This window comes from Streptomyces sp. NPDC004284, from assembly GCF_042874035.1.
In the GTDB taxonomy this organism is placed as follows: domain Bacteria; phylum Actinomycetota; class Actinomycetes; order Streptomycetales; family Streptomycetaceae; genus Streptomyces.
Genome location: NZ_JBIAMJ010000008.1, coordinates 360,296 through 376,672, shown reverse-complemented (window position 1 = coordinate 376,672; position 16,377 = coordinate 360,296). Strand labels below are relative to the sequence as shown.

Here is a 16,377-nt window from a genome sequence, read left to right as displayed (position 1 = left end):
CGGGCGCGCGGCACCCTGAGAGTCGAGGGCAGGTGTCGGCATGCACACCAGCGACGAGATCTACCACCGGGTGCTCTGGGACCCGCGTTTCGACCCCGAGCGGTTCGTGATGGGGATCGCCGAGCGCGGAGCCCCGCCCAAGCGGGTCCTGCTCGGCGACTTCGTGCCGGGCGGGGAGGTCCCCTGGCACCGGGTGGTGTTCTTCGAAGCGGACGGCCAGGTCGTCTGGGACCGCGCCTCGGGCGTCGATCGGCTCGACGAGACCCTCGCCGGGCAGGCCGGTCCCGTGCCGGCTCCGAAACCCGGCGACATCCTCGCCGTCCCGCCGACGAACCGCACCGCCGTCGCCTGGCTGCCGCCGGCGGCGCTGTGGCCGCCGATCCAGCACATCCGCCGCGCACACGACCGGCAGATCCGCCGCTGGCCGCCGCACGTCAACGTGCTCTTCGGTTTCGTCCCCGAGGCCGAGTTCCCCCGAGCCCTGCCGCTGGTCGCCGCGGCACTCGCCGAGACACCGCCGTTCACCGCCCGCCTGGCCGGCGTCCACTGGTTCGGACACCGCGAGGACGCCACCGTCTGGCTCGACCCGGCCGCCGCCGGCCACGAGCCCTGGGCACGACTGCGGGAATCCCTGGAACTCCGCTTCCCCCTGTGCGGATCACACTCGCACGGCTTCACTCCTCACCTCTCCCTCGGCCGCACCCCGGACCCACACCCCCTCGCCCGCAAGGCGGAAACCCTCCTCGGCCCCATGACGGCCCGAGTCGACCACCTGGTCCTGCTCTCCCGCAACGACGACGAACCGATGCAGGTCCGGGCCCGCGTCCAACTCGGCAACGGCGACATACGCCACCCGGAGAACCAGACCCGTCCGGACGACCCTCCGCCACCACCACCCGTCTAGTCCGGCGCTGCACGGTTTCAGCCAGCCCGGCCGGCCAGCCGACCCGGATTCATGAACACCTCGCCCCATCCCCTGCAAGACCAGGCGAGGGATGCTGCTGAGGAGGCTCAGCTGCCTGGCGGACTCGGGGATCGGAGACCCGGCAAAGCCGATCGGCAACGTGGTTGGCCTGTCCGAATTGCACTATGCGGGTGTCGTCGCCGTTCACATGGTCGGCCGACGCGCCTGCAGGACAGTCCGCGCAGGAGGGCTCTCGTACGAGGGTCGGTTGCGCCTGGTTCACGGGGGGGGGACGGTGAGGACATCGACGTATACAGCTCGTGGTCGCCCGCGTGGTCGATGAGCAGGCTGAGAAGTGCGCCGGCGGTGCCTGCGGCGTCGACGGCGGCCTGCTGGATGAGGCTTGTCACTCGCGCGTGGGGACACGGCGGACGCTCGCGGTCGGACCGGCCCGGGCGGACGCTCTCCGCCAGCGCGCTCGCCACGCCGCCGGCGGTAGCCCTGGAAGGCGCCGGGCAGTACCTGTACGTACCGGAGTCCGCCGACGACCCGCCCGCCGGTCGCCGACGGGGCGGGCTGCGGCGGACGCCGGCACGCTGCACCTGTTCCTGCTTCTCGCCTTGATCTCCCGGTCGTCCTCGGCTACCGGGCGTGGGTCCCGTGGCCCTTCCGCGACCAGGTGAACCCGTGTGATCTGGGCTGGTACGCGCAGGGTCTGCCGAGGGCGACCGATCTGTCAGCCGGTCAGCCGGTCACTGTGATCTGCTGGGCCGGGTCTGTGGTGTCGGTGAGCTGGTAGGTGGCGCTGAAGGTCGCGGACTGGTTGCCGGTCGGGCAGAGGAAGCCGCCAGTGGCGGTCGCTGGCACGGGGGCGTTGCTGATGGCCAGGGAGGACGGGGCGCCGTTGGTCCAGTTGCCGTTGACGGTGGTGGGTCCGGTCGGCGAGGCGGTGATGGTGCAGCTGGCGAGACCGCTGGTCTTGAGGACGACGCCGCCCTTGGGAATGGTGAAACCGCCCGTGGCGGGGGCACCGTTCTGGAGGGAGAGCGTCCAGGGGCCGTTGGTGGCGTTGCTCGTGATGGTCACGTTCACGCCGAAGATGCTGGTGGTACAGCCGCTGAAGCTGGGCGGGTTGACGGGGACGGAGATGGGGCCCTCGGCGTTGTGATTGCCCGGGGCGGCGGGGACGGCGTTGTTGGCTCCGCTCGTCGGTACGGACGCGGAGACGGTACAGGTCATCGTGGTCGACCCGGCGACGAAGGTGGCCTTGCCGGTGAGCTTGGCGGCGAAGGAGTGGCCGGCCGGTGAGACGGTGGTCGAGGCGGCCTGGGTACCGGCGGCTCCGAAGGCGAGGGCACTGGCGGCGGCGAGGCCGGCGAGGGGGACGAGCAGCTTGGGCATGAGATCTCCTCGGTGATCGACGGTGGGGTGCGAGGAGGTGCGGGTCGTCGCACGGTGGGGTTGTGCGAGGCATGTACACGTGGTGCGTGGGGGGAACGCGCAAAGCGACTCGAGAGTAGAACTGGCCGGTAGGGGTGTCCAAGCAAGATTTTCGCCACTACTGACAGATCGTCAGGAATATTGACCCGACTCCATACTTGACACCCGGACGGCCGGAGGCGCGCCGACGCATGGCGGGGTCGCCCCACCGGACCGACAGGCGGCGACGGGCTTCGGCGGGGCGATACGAAGGGGACGGGCTGACGCCACCCCTGCCCCTGCGCCCACCCCTGCCCCAGTCGCGCCGGACAGCCCCGCACAGCCCGCAGCAGCACGGCGGCGCGGCTATCACGCTCCGACAGAGGGCTGCGCCGACCTTCCGAACGGCGGTGACGCGCCGACCCCTCGAACTCCCCAAGGTTCCTTGACGACTCAAGAGCCTGGGCAATGCAGTCGATCTTCCCCGACAAACAGGGCGAAGACCTGACGCACCGGACAGTCGATTTCCGAAGTCGAGCAAAACCCCTTGCCCAATGGTCAAGAAGTGTTGACCATTGGGTGCATGCCTACCGATGATCTTCCCGAGACGTTCCACGTCACCACTGACGAGCAGCTACGCGCCGTCTCCAATCTCACGCGTCACCGGATCATGGCCGTGCTCCGCTTCGAGCCCGCGACGATTACGCAGATCGCCGAGCGCGTGGGCCTCGCGAAGGGGAGTTCCAGCTACCACGTACGGCTGCTGGAGCGGGCCGGCCTGGTGAAGGTGGTGCGAACGCGGAAGGTCCGGGGGGTCACCGAGCGGTACTACGCCATGGCCGCGCGGACGATCGAGCTGCCGGATCCGGGCGAGGGAGGCCCGGATGTGCTGATGCGGCATGCGGTGGCGGACCTGGAGGCTTCGCCGGCAGATGGCGAGCGGCACGTACGGATGGCACACCTGCGGCTCACCGAAGAGCAGTTCGCGGAGCTGGGGGCGCGGCTGCAGGCACTGGCGGACGAGTACAGGGAACTTTCCGATCCGTCATTGCCGGATGCGTCACTCGTCTTCGCACTGTTCCACCCGACATCGCGCCAGCAGGCCGAGGAGGACGCCAAGTGACTTCAGAAGGAAGGAAGTTGCCGACCGGGTTCGGACGGCTGTGGACCGCGCAGACGGTGTCCTCGCTCGGTGACGGGGTGACGCACGCCGCGCTGCCGCTGCTCGCGTTGACGTTGACGCGGGATCCGATGGCGCTCGCCGTCGTCACGGCCGCCGGAACGCTGCCGTGGCTGCTCTTCGGGGTACTCGGCGGTGTGCTGGTGGACCGCTGGGACCGCCGGCGCACGATGTGGGTCACGGACGCGGCGCGTGCGGTGCTGCTCGCGATACCGGCGGCAGCGGCCGCGCTCGACGGCTTGAGCGTTCCGCTGCTCGCGGCCGTCGCCTTCCTCCTCGGCCTCGGCGGACTCTTCTTCGACACGGCCGCCACGGCCTATCTGCCGGATCTGCTCGGCCGCGACCCCGCGCTCCTGGAACGCGCCAACTCCCGCCTGCGCGGCACCCAGACCGCCGCGTCCGGCTTCGCCGGGCCGCCCGCGGGCAGTGCCCTGCTCACACTCGGGCGGGCGGTTCCGCTGCTCGCCGACGCGGTCTCGTTCGCGGTCTCCGCACTGCTCGTACGATCGCTGCCCGCCGCACCCCGGCCCGTACCGCAGCACCGTGAGTCGCTGCTGCGGCAGGCGCGGGCCGGCGCCTCGTACGTCTTCCGGGATCGGTTACTGCTCGGGCTCGCGCTGCGGCCGGCGGTCGGGAACATCGCCTTCCTCGCCGTGGAGACCGTACTCGCCCTCTTCGCGCACGACCGTCTCGGCATCGACACCTTCGGCTTCGGCCTGCTCCTCACGGCGGAGGCCACCGGCGGTCTGCTCGGCGCGGGCATCGCCTCCTTCCTAGGCCGACGGCTCGGCACCGGCACCGCGCTGACCTGCACGGCCGCAGTCGAGGGACTCGCCGTCCTGGGCCTCGCCGCCGCCCCGAACCCGTACGTCGCCGGCCTCGCGCTCGCCGTCTGCGGCGCGGGCATGGGCGCCACGATGGTGCTCGCCCCCTCCCTCCGGCAGGCGATCGTTCCCGCCCACCTGATGGGCCGGGTCGCCTCCACCTCCCGCATGCTCGCCATGTGCGCCGCCCCGTTCGGCGCCTTCCTCGGCGGCTGGCTGGCCACCACCTACGACGTACGCACCCCGCTCTACACCGCCGCCGGCCTCCTCCTGGCCGTGACCACCGTCACCGCGAGCATGACCAGCAACCGCCGGGTCGAAGCGGCGCTGCGTGCCGCCGCCCCGGCCAATGCCCCAGACCACCCGGAGTCCCGGGATCCCCTTCAGGAGCGTTCCGTTGAGGACACCGCAAGGTCGTCGAGCCAGCGCTGAGCCCGGTTCGGCGTCCCTCGCCTCGGCCCCGGAGCGTCGGCGCCCACTCCGTGGATCTGTTCGGAGTGGCGCCGGGTGGGTGGTCTCAGCTGATGACGGTCGAGTCGTACACGTTCTTGGCGAAGGCGCGAGCGGTGACGCAGCCCATCCCGGTGAGCCTGGAGGACGCGAGTGCGGCCATGGCCTCCGCGATCTGCTCCTTGGCCCGGAAGGCGCTCTGCGCCACGTTGCCGGCGTCGCGGACGACACTGGACGCTGTCCCCGGCCTTGTCGATCCAGTCCTCCGCCTTCACGGTCCAGGACTCGTCGAACTTCTTGGTCACCGGCTTCACGGTGAACGTGGGAACGACCTTGAGCATCGTACCGCCGTCCGCGTCGGCGGTGACGGTGACGGTGACGGTGACGGTCAGCGGGGCTGTTCCACTCCAAGATCCGTCGATCCAGCCACAGCGGTGCCCGTTGAAGCCGTCATAGGCCCGCTTGTCGTCGTAGGCGTAGACATGGCCATCGAGGGGGATCGTTCCGTTCGCGATGGTGGCCTTGAACGTGTCCTAGCGTTTGATCCCGATGACGGAATCCCGTGTGCGGTCCTCGCGCTGTCCGCCGTCGGCCACGACGAACTCGTAGAACTTGTACGCTCCGTCCGTATGCCACCCGGGGTCGGCGTAGCTGTTGCGACCCACGCCGGTGTCCTCCGCGAAGGGGCTCTCCAGACACCCGAGTCGGCCTTCTGGCTTCTGTAAGAGCGATTTGAATGAGGCGGGTCCCGGTGAAGTCGCCGGACCCGATGGCCATCTTGGCCTGGCAGCCCTCCCCCGCGCGCGACCAGCTCTCGTCGATGCCGGGCGAGGTGCGCGTCTTCAGGTCCACGTTCTTGCGCGACCGGGTGACGGCGCTGAGGTTGAACGTGCTCCGCCACTGGTTCCCCTTGTCCAGATACGCGCTGTACAGCGCCCGGCAGGCATGAGCTCGTCCGGGAACTTCGCCGTGGCCGCCGACTTGGTGGTCCCGGCGACCTCCATCGGGCAGCCGAGGACGCCGTACACAAAGAGGAACATCCCCCGCATCCGGTCACGCGGGCCGGGCGGGCACCGTACCGGCGAGCCCGAGGTCACAGTCCACGTGGAACCTGCACCGCGGCTCCTCGGCCCTCTCCCGTCGCGTACCACAGGATCTGCCCGACCAGACCGACAAAACCCCACGCCTGCCCCACGGTGTACGCCCCGACCCGCTCGACGCGGATCGTCAAGCTCGTGGGTGGGGTCTGTAGGGTGTGTTCGTGGCGAAGTTCGATGAGGTCAAGGCGACGTTCTGGGGCGAGGGGCTATACGAGATTCAGCCACTGTTGACCGACGCGGTCGTCAAGGACGCCGAGCGTCGGCTCGGTGTCCGTCTGCCGGATTCGTTGCTGGAGATCCTCCGGATCCAGAACGGCGGCGTGGTGGCGGACGCGTGGAACGCGTTCCCGACCGATGTGCCGACGTCGTGGAGCGAGAATCATGTTCCGCTCGACGAGATGATGGGCATCGGCCGTCACGACGGCCCGTTGTCCTTGCTGGACACGGCCTACTTGGTTGAGGAGTGGGGTCTGCCTTCGCCCCTGGTTCTGCTGTCCGGTGATGGCCACTGCTGGATCGCTCTCGACTACCGGACATGCGGCGAGTACGGGGAACCGTCCGTGACCTGGTTCGACGTGGACGACAACACGGAGCTCCCGCTGGCTGCGGACTTCCACGCGTTCGTCGAGCGGCTGACCGCGGCAGCGTCGCTCGATCTCGATCACACGGACGACGCCCCGTCGGCGTCATGATCTTGCTCCGGCCGAGCCTGCTGTGCTCACGGTGCCGGCGCTCGTGAGGTGCCTGCGGACCTCGCGGGCGACGAACCTCTTGAGGTACCGCATGATGTCCCTGGTGGATACTTCCTCGGCCGTGCGTCTGACCACGTAGTCCGGCGTTCGCCGGTCGTACTGCATGCGGACCAGGACGATGCTGCAGAGGACGCTGTTGGCGTACCGGTCTCCGCCACCGTTGATGCGATGGCGGTTGGTGCGGCCTGCCGAGTCGATCACCGCGGCCTGGTGGATGTCCATGCGGGTGCCGATTCCGCCGATCACCGCTGTCCCGGGCGCTGTCATGCTCGGCTCCGCTGTCCTTCCGCGTGAGGCAGGAACAGCGTGTGCTGCCCGGGCAGACGGACAAGACAGCAATGAGACTGGGGGCCAAGCTCCTATGAGGTCACGGACCCGCGAGCACACGCGGTGGCATCCCGCGAGGGCCGACAGTTCAACAGACAGACAGTCAAAGAGTCAGGCAGCCCCTGCGTCAGACCCCCGACCCCCGACCCCCGAGCGATGCCGCCTACATCCTCACTGTCAGACCTGGGTGCGAGCGTGTGTACATGAGGGGAAAACGTGACGTGCAGCCGGGCGTAGGAGGGGAATCGGTGACAGCAGTGAATGACGGTTGGACCGGCATGGGCTGGGACTGGACCGACCACGACGACATTCGCCGGCGCCTCGACGAGGGCGCCGATCCGGAGAGATGGAGCGGGGGTCGGCCGCTGCATCGTGCGGCATTGTTCGGCTCGCCGAAGGTCGTCGCCGAGCTGGCCGGTCGCGTGGCGGACGTGGACGCGCTGGAGGGCGGGGTGACGGCCCTGTGGGAGGCCGTCGTCTCCAGGAAGCCGGAGAACGCGCGTGCCCTCGCCGCTGCCGGAGCCGATCCCTGGCGGCCGTCGATCGGCGGCTGGTCACCGGGGAGACTGAGCCTCGCCGGACCGACGCCGGACCTCTTCTCGGTACCGGCGCAGGTGTCCCTGACCGCCGTGGAGCGCGCGGCGGCGCAGGAGGCCGACCGGCTCATCACGGCGCTGGGTGAGTTCCACTACGACGGCACGGGGCTGGCCTGCGTGGCCGGGATCGACGCGGCCGAAGCGGTTCGCCGTCTGGAGGCGGCACCGGTGGAGGGCGAGGTCATCGACGAGTTGCTCGAAGCCCCGTACGAGTACGACATGGAGGAGAGCCTGCGTTTCATCGGCGTGACATCCGTGCCGGGCGGCTGTGTGGTGACACAACCGTGGGGATACGCGCCGCAGATGCCTGGCGTGCTGACCCGGCTGTCCGCCAGGACCGTCTGCTACGGCCTGTACGCCAATCCCAAGAGCGGCAACCAGGGCAGCATCGCCCGTCACGGAGCCGTCGAGGGCTGGGACCTCCACCCGGGTGGTGGACCGGACGAGAACGACGCTCCCGCGGAGGTGCTGAACGCCTACCTCTACCAGTACAAGGCCGTGGCCTACGCCTGCGCTTTCGCGGGACTGCGTCCGACCGACGCGCGCGCCGTCGTCGGCCCTCCCGATGTATGGGTCGAACTGCCGGACCGTGACTACTGGACTCTCTGAGCCGAGCGAACCGCCCTCGGGCGCCTCCCGCCCCGGACTGCCCCCACCGGAGCATCAGGGCGCCCGGCATCTGCCCTTCGAAGGACTCGACCAGCCAGTCGAAGACCATCGGGCCTCACCCGTACGGGCCCCGGCAAGCTCCCTGGCCGCCGAGGGGCGACGCGCTGGGCGTCCTCGTGCGTGTTGTCGGCGCTCGGCAGCCCCGTCCCTATGCCGATGAAGGACGAAGTGTGCGCCGGCCCGTCACAAGTCCCGAAGCACGGGCGTCCTGAGCAGGTCCTCCAACACGGCATTTCTCGATTCAGCCGTCGACCCTTGCCCGCGTGGTCCCGTTCGTGGTCGCCGCCCCGGTCGCACTCGGCAATGACGCCGTCCACCAGAACGGACTCGGAACGCGTGGCGCAAAGCCCGGGTCAGGAACCTGCTCTTGAGGCGAGAAGTTTGATCACGCTCTGTACGTAGGAGTGGGCGGTGCCCTCGCTGATCCGGAAGCCTACGGCGAGTTCCTCGTAGGCGGTGTACTCGCGCGGGTGGACCAGGGCGACGACCGCGCGCCGCGAGTAGCCGCAGCTTGCACTGGCGGCCACCCTCACGGGTGACGATCAGCAGGGATCGTTCCGGCCGCTTGAGTGTAGGCGTGCACGTGAACGTACCCAGTCAGGTACAGACGAGCAGGCCTTCTTCGCTGACCTTGTGACGGCGAAACACCTACGGGGCGTACGAGTTACGACTTAGAGGATGTCTCACGTGGTGAGCTTCGCGAGCCTCTTGTAGCAGGCCAGGGCTGCGGCGAGGCCGAGGAAGGCGAGGAAGTGGCTGCCTTTTCGTTCGTACCGGACGGTGAGGCGGCGGTAGCCGAAGAGCCAGGAGATCGACCGCTCGATCTTCCAGCGGTGCCGGCCGAGGCTCGCCCGACTCGATACCGGGTCGGGCGATGCGCGCGACGAGGTTTCGGCTGCGGAGTCAGCGGAGGTGATCTGCGGAGTAGTACGCCTTGTCCGCCCGGACCGTTACCGGCTTCCTCCGACGTGGTCCGTGCCGGGAACGGACGGCGGGGATACCGAGAATCAACGGCTTGAATGCCTGACTGCCGTGCAGGTTGGCGCCGGACACCGCGACAGTCAGCGGCAGGCCCTGAGCCTCGGACAACACATGTAGTTTGCTGCCCTTCTCGCAGCGATCGACCGGATTCGGCCCGGTCAGCGAGCCCCCCTTTTCGCCCGCACCGACGCGGCATCGACGATCGCGGACGTCCAGTCCAGCTCACCCCTGGCGCCGAGCTCGTCCAGCACCGCCCGGTGCAGCCTGCGCCACAGCCCGGCCTCGGTCCACGCGGTGAACCGGCGGTGTGCGGTGGCCGGCGAGACCCCGAACGTCGGCGGCAGATACCGCCACGCGCATCCGCTCGTACACCACGGCCGTGGACACCGCCCGCTCTTCCACCGGAGCAGTACCCCCACCCTGCGGACGGGACGTGAACCTCGGCGCCAACGGAGCTGCCAGCTCCCACGGTTCGTCCGGAACCAGCCGACGCGACAGATCAACCCTCACGGTGCAGCATCATGCCGCACCACCCGAAGCACCGCATGAGACATCCTCTTAGAAGGCGCCTGGGCGGACAAGGCGCGCGAGACCGAGCGGGACAAGCTTCTGCTGGGCGACCTCCGCAAGGCGGTGAAGTAGCTCAAGGAGCTCTTCACCGAGCTGCGGGAGTAGCGTATGGAACGCTTCGCCGACGCCACGCAGGGCATCTAGGAGCGCCTGCGGCAGGAAAGATGTGACCTCACGGTCGTGAGCCTGAAAGGCAGCAGGGCAGCGAGAAGGCGAACGTCAGCAAGCTCGGTCATGGCGGCCTCCGTCGACGGCCAGGACGCCCCGGACTCGACGTCATGAGCCAGGGGGAGCTTCCTCCCTCGGACTCTCCCTCTTCCTCTTCCTGCCGAGGGCCACGACCGCGGACAGCCCGTTCGGCTTCCTCGTCATCGACGGCCTCGTGCAACCCAAGGACCCGGCCAAAGGGCACGAACTCGCCCAGGTACTGCACGGGTCGGGAAGGTGCTGGCAAATCGTCGTCGCCCACACCCCCCGCCTGCAGAAGTCGTTCACCGAACAGGAGTTGCCGGTCACGGTCTTCCAGGTGACACGTGGCGAGGGGTACCGGGGAGGTCGATCGCGTCGACGACCCGGTCGCCCGGGCCATCGGCGACGCCCGGGCCATCGCCGCCGCCCGAGGCCTTCCTGTCGGGACGTACAGCCACGTACTGACCGGCCTGTGCCGTATCGCCCTGGAGGACGTCTTCCTGGAAGCCGCGTGAATCCGCCACCACCGCACCGGCGGATCGGAGCACGGCCTCCAGGCCGCGATCGACACCGCGAAGAGGGTCCAGGAAGGAGGCCGCGGCCTTCGCCCTCTCCGGCGACGTGAGCGCGATGGCGACGTCAAGGCCGAGGTGTGCCACCGCTACGGGTACCTGGCACGGCTATTGATCCAAACGTGGCAGAAGGGGCCCACCTCGACGGCGCCTTGGCTTCGTTGGTGGGTTGCCAGAGCGCCTGTAGCTCAGTGGCGAGAGCTCCCTCGTTCACGGGAAAGTGATGTTGCCGAGTTTTTGAGAGCGGCTGCGCGCTTGCTTCGAGACCACGGAGGTGCTCTGCACGACTGGTGCGATCGGATCCCACCGATTCATCGGATGGCGTACCCGTCCCACAGCGGGCCGCCGGCCAGGTCCAGTACTTCCGCCACGACCTCGGCGAAGACCTTCGTATCCCCGGCGATCGCCTGCGGGGCGGCTTCGGACAACGCACGGTGCACGCCAGGGTCGGCCGTAGCCAGCCGCCTCGACAACCATTTGCCTGCGCCGAGCCAGTGCCCGCCGACCAGGAGGACCAGCTCCGAGGCACGCTGCAGCATGTGCGAGACCAGGTACACCCGCTCTGCGGGGTCCGTGCAGCCGCGTAGGTCATCGAGCAAGTCGGTCAGTATGTAACGCTGGTAATCACGCTCATGGTCCGAGAGCGGTGGCGGGCCCGCGGCCCAGCGCTTTCCCGCCTCGTCCTGGAGCGAAGAGCCCAGCCCGTCCGCGTCCACCAGAAGCATGCCGTGAGCACACATGGCGAGCAGCGGTGAACGCCGCTTCGCGGTCTCCTGGTCGGCAAAGCTGTGCCAGACGGCCTCCGTCTGCACGAACAGCTCCACCGGCCAGCCGCGATACACCAGGTTCTCCCGGCTGGGGGCGGGCGGCCCATCCAAGATGACCACGATGTCCAGATCGGATGTGGGTGTCCGGCGGTCGGTCAGCACGCTGCCGGCGAGGAAGGCCGCCCGGGCGGCGGGAAACCGTTCCTGCACCAGTTCACGGGCGGTGAGCACAGGGTCATCCATGATCGCAGCTTACGTGCCGACGCCCGTCCCATACGAAGGCGGGCGCACCGCACCACAGAGGCGCTCGTACTTCTCATCGACTTTCATGCGCTCTACGGACACCGAGTGACGCCGGAACCCAGCGACCAGTGATCTCGCTTCTCGGTTCTGGCACAGATCTTGGGAAGCCGTCGCGGAGGGTGAGAGTGCTGTTCGGTTGAGAGGGGTTCAAACCCCGGTGGCTCGACGTGAGGGCTTACCTCGTACCCTCCGCACATGACCAACGATCCGTTCCAGTGCCGCTGTGTCCTCTGCCATGACTACGGCGACCGGGGACGAGGCGGACCAGATGGATCTGACGGTCATCAAGCACGTGCAACAGCACGGATGGCACGTCGTGATGGTTCCCGAAGACGAGATCGGTCCTGGATTCGCCTAGACGATCGGCCTCGCGCACACGTACGCCGGACCTGAACTCGCCATGTTCGGGCTCGATGTCCACGCCATGCACCGCATGCTCGACACCCTCGGGGAGAAGACCGCCGCGGGCGAGGCACTGGCGGACGGCCAGAGCCGTCCCGATGTCGTCGACGGCTGTCACGTCGCGCTCAGGCGTGTTGATCGCGGCTGGTACCGGACCTTCTTCGGACGGGCGATCGCGTTCTACCGACGGCCGCCTCTGCCCGTGCTGCAAGTCGCGTGGCCCGATGCCGAGGGCCGCTTCCACGGGGACGAGCAGGCTGACGAGAGTCACCACGCGTCACAGCCTCAGCTGTGGCTGCCTCCGGGCGACCACCCTGTCGGGGTCTGGACGGCCGAACTCTGATCTCGGAGCACCGTGAGGCGAGCGTTTCGGCGCAGGACGCCGAGGCCTGCCCGGCGGATCAGGGCCGGTTCCCGCTTCTGATCCGTCGGGCAGGCTCTGTAGAGGCGGTTCCCGCCCTACTGCCTTACGTCAGCTGCACCGAGCTGGCACGGTCGTTCATCGCGTCGCCGACGTACGGCGTGGCGTTGGTGTACAGCTGGTTCGTGCCGTTGTAGTAGATGTCCGAGTACAGCGCGACCCAGCAGTTGTTCGCGGGGAGCACGGAGCTGATCGCGTCGTTCCAGCCGCTGAGGTCGGTGTAGCCCCAGTCCCACGTCCCGTTGTCCTTGCACCTATCGGGGATCTCCATGGTCCAGGACGCACCGCCGTAGTTCCAGTCCCAGTAGAAGACGGCGCCGACGACGCCGCCTTCGGCGTTCATCGCGGCGCGCGCGCCGGCGGGGGCGTTGGCGGGGGCGTTGAGCTCGGCCACGAACGCCTTGTCCTTGGCGGCCTTCTCCGGCACCGCGGGGGCGTCGGTGACCCGGCCGTTGGTCGCGTCGGCGATCGCCTCACGGAAGGTGTCGTAACACGTGGTCGTGTGTGTGCTGACGTGGGCGACGCAGTGGGCGCCGGCCTTGGCCCGAGGGGGTGTGGTGGCGGAGGCGGTGGCGGCGGTGCTCGCGATCGCCAGTCCTGTGGAGGCGATCACGATCGCCGCACGCCGTAAGTTTCGTGCGCTTCGTGCGGAGGACATAGGAATCTCCCGAGAACGGTTGGCTGTCTCTTTCGGTTGTGCTGCCTGATGGCAGAGATCAGTGCAACCGCGCTCCGTCCACGATCCGTAAACGATGACTGAACGACGTAACGTGACGTTCCACTCACGTGCTGCGTTGTCGGGGGGCGGACGATCTCGGTGATCGAGCGGCATGCGGGGCGTGGCCGCAAGACGATTCGCACCCACCTCAAGGGCAACCAGGTCCCTGGCCGGTGCCGTCAGAGCCCGGACGCGTTCTCATTCTTCCCGCAGACTGTCCGCTGGCATCGGACCTGGACCGGCTGCCGCCGAACTTGGATCGGTTTCCTGCGGGGCCGTGGCCGTGGCGGTGACCGGGAGGCTTCATCTGTTCGTGCGATAGGTCATGAACCAGTGGGTGTCGAAGTAGTGGGCCATCGTGAAGGGATGATCCTTCTCAAGGAGGATGCGGCAGACGAACTCTGCGGTTGAACAGTCGAAGGGGACGTTCTCGCCGTCGAATGTCTGCATGGTGACGGGCCAGTGGTCAGGGTCTCCGCCGTCGATCCGCCAGCAGTACAAATTCTCGTGCTCGGTACCTGCCCAGACGAGCAGGCCGTCCTCCTTCCAGTCGGTCCACGGTTCCTGGTTCAGCCGGAGGTACGCGTCGAAGGCTCCCTCCCCGAACGTCTCCACCATGCGCTTGTAGTCGCCGGGAAGACGCGTGCCCATGCGCGCCTCGATCTGCACCCAGTCGATGTCCGGTCGCTGGGGCGGCAGGATCCAGCCGGTGATGCCGATGAGCCGCTCGACCCAGTCTTCGTCCTGGCCGGCGGTCCCTGCGGGCAGCACTTGTACCTGCCGCGGGATGACCGCCAGCACCGGCACGATGTCGCCTTGCGCATCCCGTGCGGTCCCTGCACCGATCCACTGCCCTGCATGGGCCCAGGCCATTACCGTCTCGCCCCGGCCTTCGAGAAGGTCCAGGAGACCTGCGCCATGCACCTCGCGCACGCCCGGGTCCGTGATGCCATCGAGGACCAGAGTCCGTGGTGCCCCGTGGCGGGAAGCCAGCTCCTCGACCAGCACATGGGCGTCGATGTCCTGCGAGAGGTACAGAAGCCCGCTCGATTCGGTGGGCCGGGCCAGCAGGCCGTCGAGCATCGGATGTGTGAACTCCATGGAGGACAGGAAAGCGCATCCCACTGACAAGGGCCCGAGATCCAACTTCGACGGCAGTCGGTCCACGTCCGCTGTCCGAGGACACGGACTGCCGGCAGGCGGGCTCGCTGATGACCCACATCGGTGGGCCCCGATCCTGTTCGCCGAGGTCAGTCGAAGCGCCACCGCCTCGCGGTCCTAACCAGCTTGCGGACCACCCGGTCGAGCTTCGCGGGAGCATCCCCGTACAGGCGGGGAGCGGTCGTTCTGATCGCCAGGTCTGTCACTCCCTCTTGAGCCACCCCCGCAGGCGGGGGGCGAGGGCTGCTTCGGGACGTGGCCGGGGTGCTGGGGCCGGGCCGAAGTCGCATGCTCGCCGCCGTACCGCCGTACCGCCGTACCGCCGTACGGCCTCAGCGGCCGGGGATCCGGTGGAGCTCTCATGGTTCGACGTAGTCGACGGCCTGCATCATGCCGAGGTCTTCGTGGTGCAGTTGGTGGCAGTGGGTGATGGTGCGGCCGGTGAAGTCCTCGTACTTCACGAGGAAGGTGACGGAGTCTCCGGGGCTGCCGCCGGTCAGGCCGATGGTGTCGTGCCAGATGGGCGGGTCGAGGCGTTCGCCGTTCCGGTGGGTGAGGAGGACCTGGTTGGTGTGGAGGTGGAAGGGGTGGTTGTGCGCGGGCAGGGTTTCGTCGGTGCGGACGGTCCATCGTTCGACGGTCCCCAGGCGCAGGGTGTGGTTGATGTGATCGGGGTCGAACAGGCCGTAGGCCGGGTCGCGGGTGAGGTCACCGTCGGGGGCGGCCGCGGGGGTCGGGTTGGTGCCCAGGATGCGGAAGGCGTTGGGGAACGGGCCGGGGAAGACCCCGGCATCGGCGTGGAAGACCACTTCCCGGTCTGCGCCGGGGTTGGCGATGTCCCTCTCATCGAGGAACGGCTTGCCCGGCGGCAGCGACGTGGGCAGTCGCATCGGCGGCTCGACGGGCTCTCCCGCGACCTCGATCGTCATCAGGGGGCCGGGTACGCCGTCGGCCCGCAGTTCGTACGCGCCGGGTGCGTGGCCCCTGATCAGTACGTCGGCGCGGTTGCCCATGGCCAGGTCCACCTGGTTCATGGCGACGGGGCTGCTGAAGGTGACACCGTCCTGCGCGATCTGGTGCATCGGCAGGCGCGCGCCGTCTCCGATGACCTGGAGTCGCAGGGCGGTGAACGCGGTCGCGGCGACCAGCCGCCACCGCTGGACCTCTCCGGGGCGCATCCGCAGGGTGGGGTTGACCGTGCCGTTGACCGTGAAGGTGGAGGGGATGCCGGTCACCCAGCCCCCTGAGGTGAAAGCGGGGACCTTTCCGTCCTTGACCTTGAGTTCGTTGATGCAGACGACGATGTCGGCGGCCGCCCTGATCTCGGGGATCTCGTCGACGTCGCCTTCGACGATGATCACACCGGCCATGCCGCCGACGATCTGCTCGGCGATGGCTCCGTGCAGGTGCGGGTGGTACCAGTAGGTACCGGCGGGATGGTCGTCCGGCACGTGGATGACGGTTGCGTATCGCGGCTCCGTAGCTCCGGCGGCGGCCTCTTCCGGGGTGCGCGGGGCGAACTCGCGCAGGACGTTGTCGGCGTGCCCGGACGGGGAGACGTGCATCCCGTGGGTGTGGAGGTTGAAGCTGTTGGGCGAGTGCGGTGTGTTGTGGCCGCCGGTGTGGGGCGGGTTGGGCGGAAGGCCGTTGATGTGCGTCAGCCTCAAGGTCTGCCCGCCGCGCAGGCGCAGGGTCGGGCCCGGGATCGTCCCGTTGTACGTACGCGTGGTGATCCGGCCGTAGCCCGGCACGAAGACGTCCGTGAACCGCACGTCGAGCGTCTGTTCCACCACCGGCGCCCCCGCACCGGACACCGGCCGCGAGGTCGACACCACGGGCTGCGGAAAGGGCCCCGGCGCCGCGACCGCGCGCCGCCCGGACGGGAAACCGCCGGAGACCGCCGCGTAACCCACGGCGGGGAAGGCCTTCAACACCGATCGACGACTGACGCCACCGTTCTCTCCCATGAACGTGCAAACTAGATCAGTTCGGTCAAGGTGACCTGGACGGCACACCGTTCATCCCGCGCACCACCACGAACAGACGACCACCACCAGCCGACCGGCCACGAG

General features: G+C 68.6%; 17 protein-coding genes and 1 pseudogene. 8 read left to right on the top strand and 10 right to left on the bottom strand.

Annotation, left to right across the window (positions count from 1 at the left end; all coding sequences use genetic code 11):
• Positions 1-40: 40 nt before the first annotated feature.
• On the top strand, positions 41-904 hold the full coding sequence (locus tag ACFYUS_RS23230; protein ID WP_388855073.1) for an RNA repair domain-containing protein: 864 nt from the start codon (positions 41-43) through the stop codon (positions 902-904).
• 744 nt (positions 905-1,648) lie between these two features.
• Here ACFYUS_RS23230 and ACFYUS_RS23225 read toward each other — a convergent pair.
• Positions 1,649-2,305, bottom strand: a complete 657-nt coding sequence (locus ACFYUS_RS23225; protein WP_388855071.1) for a hypothetical protein — start codon at positions 2,303-2,305, stop codon at positions 1,649-1,651.
• A gap of 601 nt (positions 2,306-2,906) precedes the next feature.
• On the opposite strand from ACFYUS_RS23225, the gene ACFYUS_RS23220 reads away from it, so the two are divergent.
• Positions 2,907-3,446 carry an ArsR/SmtB family transcription factor gene (locus ACFYUS_RS23220; protein ID WP_388855068.1) on the top strand — a complete coding sequence of 180 codons (540 nt, stop codon included), beginning with the start codon at positions 2,907-2,909 and terminating at the stop codon, positions 3,444-3,446.
• 17 nt (positions 3,447-3,463) lie between these two features.
• Positions 3,464-4,759 carry an MFS transporter gene (locus ACFYUS_RS23215; RefSeq protein WP_388855066.1) on the top strand — a complete coding sequence of 432 codons (1,296 nt, stop codon included), beginning with the start codon at positions 3,464-3,466 and terminating at the stop codon, positions 4,757-4,759.
• Between the two features lie 85 nt (positions 4,760-4,844).
• On the opposite strand, the gene ACFYUS_RS23210 is transcribed toward ACFYUS_RS23215, so the two are convergent.
• Positions 4,845-4,985 (bottom strand): hypothetical protein, encoded by a 141-nt coding sequence (locus ACFYUS_RS23210; protein WP_388855063.1) that lies wholly within the window; start codon positions 4,983-4,985, stop codon positions 4,845-4,847.
• Positions 4,986-5,310: 325 nt separating this feature from the next.
• Entirely contained in the window at positions 5,311-5,442 is a 132-nt protein-coding gene (locus ACFYUS_RS23205) for a hypothetical protein (protein ID WP_388855060.1), read from the bottom strand.
• 104 nt (positions 5,443-5,546) lie between these two features.
• On the opposite strand from ACFYUS_RS23205, the gene ACFYUS_RS23200 reads away from it, so the two are divergent.
• Positions 5,547-5,726 carry a hypothetical protein gene (locus ACFYUS_RS23200; RefSeq protein ID WP_388855057.1) on the top strand — a complete coding sequence of 60 codons (180 nt, stop codon included), beginning with the start codon at positions 5,547-5,549 and terminating at the stop codon, positions 5,724-5,726.
• Between the two features lie 312 nt (positions 5,727-6,038).
• Entirely contained in the window at positions 6,039-6,569 is a 531-nt protein-coding gene (locus ACFYUS_RS23195) for an SMI1/KNR4 family protein (protein ID WP_388855054.1), read from the top strand.
• On the opposite strand, the gene ACFYUS_RS23190 is transcribed toward ACFYUS_RS23195, so the two are convergent.
• Positions 6,564-6,896, bottom strand: a complete 333-nt coding sequence (locus ACFYUS_RS23190; RefSeq protein ID WP_388855051.1) for a hypothetical protein — start codon at positions 6,894-6,896, stop codon at positions 6,564-6,566. The two genes, ACFYUS_RS23195 and ACFYUS_RS23190, sit on opposite strands and share 6 nt — an antisense overlap.
• Positions 6,897-7,234: 338 nt before the next feature.
• On the opposite strand from ACFYUS_RS23190, the gene ACFYUS_RS23185 reads away from it, so the two are divergent.
• Entirely contained in the window at positions 7,235-8,161 is a 927-nt protein-coding gene (locus tag ACFYUS_RS23185; protein WP_388855194.1) for an ankyrin repeat domain-containing protein, read from the top strand.
• Positions 8,162-8,574: 413 nt separating this feature from the next.
• Here ACFYUS_RS23185 and ACFYUS_RS23180 read toward each other — a convergent pair whose 3' ends face one another.
• Both ACFYUS_RS23180 and ACFYUS_RS23175 read right to left on the bottom strand, forming a co-directional pair.
• Positions 8,575-8,748: a transposase family protein gene (locus tag ACFYUS_RS23180; protein WP_388855048.1), complete on the bottom strand. Its 174-nt coding sequence runs from the start codon at positions 8,746-8,748 to the stop codon at positions 8,575-8,577.
• A gap of 156 nt (positions 8,749-8,904) precedes the next feature.
• Positions 8,905-9,712 (bottom strand): annotated as a pseudogene (locus tag ACFYUS_RS23175) (IS5 family transposase).
• Between the two features lie 593 nt (positions 9,713-10,305).
• Here ACFYUS_RS23175 and ACFYUS_RS23170 point away from each other — a divergent pair.
• The gene (locus tag ACFYUS_RS23170) at positions 10,306-10,476 is read left to right on the top strand and encodes a hypothetical protein (protein WP_388855045.1); all 171 of its coding nucleotides are present in this window, start codon (positions 10,306-10,308) and stop codon (positions 10,474-10,476) included.
• A gap of 368 nt (positions 10,477-10,844) precedes the next feature.
• Here the strand turns inward: ACFYUS_RS23170 and ACFYUS_RS23165 are convergent, their stop codons facing one another.
• A complete protein-coding gene (locus ACFYUS_RS23165) occupies positions 10,845-11,543 on the bottom strand; it encodes a nucleotidyltransferase domain-containing protein (RefSeq protein WP_388855042.1) in 699 nt (232 codons plus the stop codon).
• Between the two features lie 460 nt (positions 11,544-12,003).
• Between ACFYUS_RS23165 and ACFYUS_RS23160 the strand changes: the two genes are divergently transcribed.
• Positions 12,004-12,348 (top strand): DUF4262 domain-containing protein, encoded by a 345-nt coding sequence (locus ACFYUS_RS23160; protein ID WP_388855039.1) that lies wholly within the window; start codon positions 12,004-12,006, stop codon positions 12,346-12,348.
• A gap of 124 nt (positions 12,349-12,472) precedes the next feature.
• Here ACFYUS_RS23160 and ACFYUS_RS23155 read toward each other — a convergent pair whose 3' ends face one another.
• The 3 genes from ACFYUS_RS23155 to ACFYUS_RS23145 form a co-directional block, all read right to left on the bottom strand.
• Complete coding sequence (locus ACFYUS_RS23155; protein WP_388855036.1) at positions 12,473-13,039, bottom strand: peptidase inhibitor family I36 protein; 567 nt, start codon at positions 13,037-13,039, stop codon at positions 12,473-12,475.
• Positions 13,040-13,447: 408 nt separating this feature from the next.
• Positions 13,448-14,227 carry a hypothetical protein gene (locus ACFYUS_RS23150; RefSeq protein WP_388855033.1) on the bottom strand — a complete coding sequence of 260 codons (780 nt, stop codon included), beginning with the start codon at positions 14,225-14,227 and terminating at the stop codon, positions 13,448-13,450.
• A 437-nt stretch (positions 14,228-14,664) separates the two neighbouring features.
• Positions 14,665-16,272 (bottom strand): multicopper oxidase family protein, encoded by a 1,608-nt coding sequence (locus ACFYUS_RS23145; RefSeq protein ID WP_388855030.1) that lies wholly within the window; start codon positions 16,270-16,272, stop codon positions 14,665-14,667.
• Between the last annotated feature and the right edge of the window lie 105 nt (positions 16,273-16,377).

What these genes read in the sequence shown, in the direction of transcription:
- ACFYUS_RS23145 (WP_388855030.1), bottom strand. Translation starts at nt 16,272, where the DNA reads ATGGGAGAGAACGGTGGCGTCAGTCGTCGATCGGTGTTGAAGGCCTTC.
- ACFYUS_RS23150 (WP_388855033.1), bottom strand. Translation starts at nt 14,227, where the DNA reads ATGCTCGACGGCCTGCTGGCCCGGCCCACCGAATCGAGCGGGCTTCTG.
- ACFYUS_RS23225 (WP_388855071.1), bottom strand. Translation starts at nt 2,305, where the DNA reads ATGCCCAAGCTGCTCGTCCCCCTCGCCGGCCTCGCCGCCGCCAGTGCC.
- ACFYUS_RS23220 (WP_388855068.1), top strand. Translation starts at nt 2,907, where the DNA reads ATGCCTACCGATGATCTTCCCGAGACGTTCCACGTCACCACTGACGAG.
- ACFYUS_RS23160 (WP_388855039.1), top strand. Translation starts at nt 12,004, where the DNA reads ATGTTCGGGCTCGATGTCCACGCCATGCACCGCATGCTCGACACCCTC.
- ACFYUS_RS23165 (WP_388855042.1), bottom strand. Translation starts at nt 11,543, where the DNA reads ATGGATGACCCTGTGCTCACCGCCCGTGAACTGGTGCAGGAACGGTTT.
- ACFYUS_RS23200 (WP_388855057.1), top strand. Translation starts at nt 5,547, where the DNA reads ATGGCCATCTTGGCCTGGCAGCCCTCCCCCGCGCGCGACCAGCTCTCG.
- ACFYUS_RS23185 (WP_388855194.1), top strand. Translation starts at nt 7,235, where the DNA reads ATGGGCTGGGACTGGACCGACCACGACGACATTCGCCGGCGCCTCGAC.
- ACFYUS_RS23230 (WP_388855073.1), top strand. Translation starts at nt 41, where the DNA reads ATGCACACCAGCGACGAGATCTACCACCGGGTGCTCTGGGACCCGCGT.
- ACFYUS_RS23190 (WP_388855051.1), bottom strand. Translation starts at nt 6,896, where the DNA reads ATGACAGCGCCCGGGACAGCGGTGATCGGCGGAATCGGCACCCGCATG.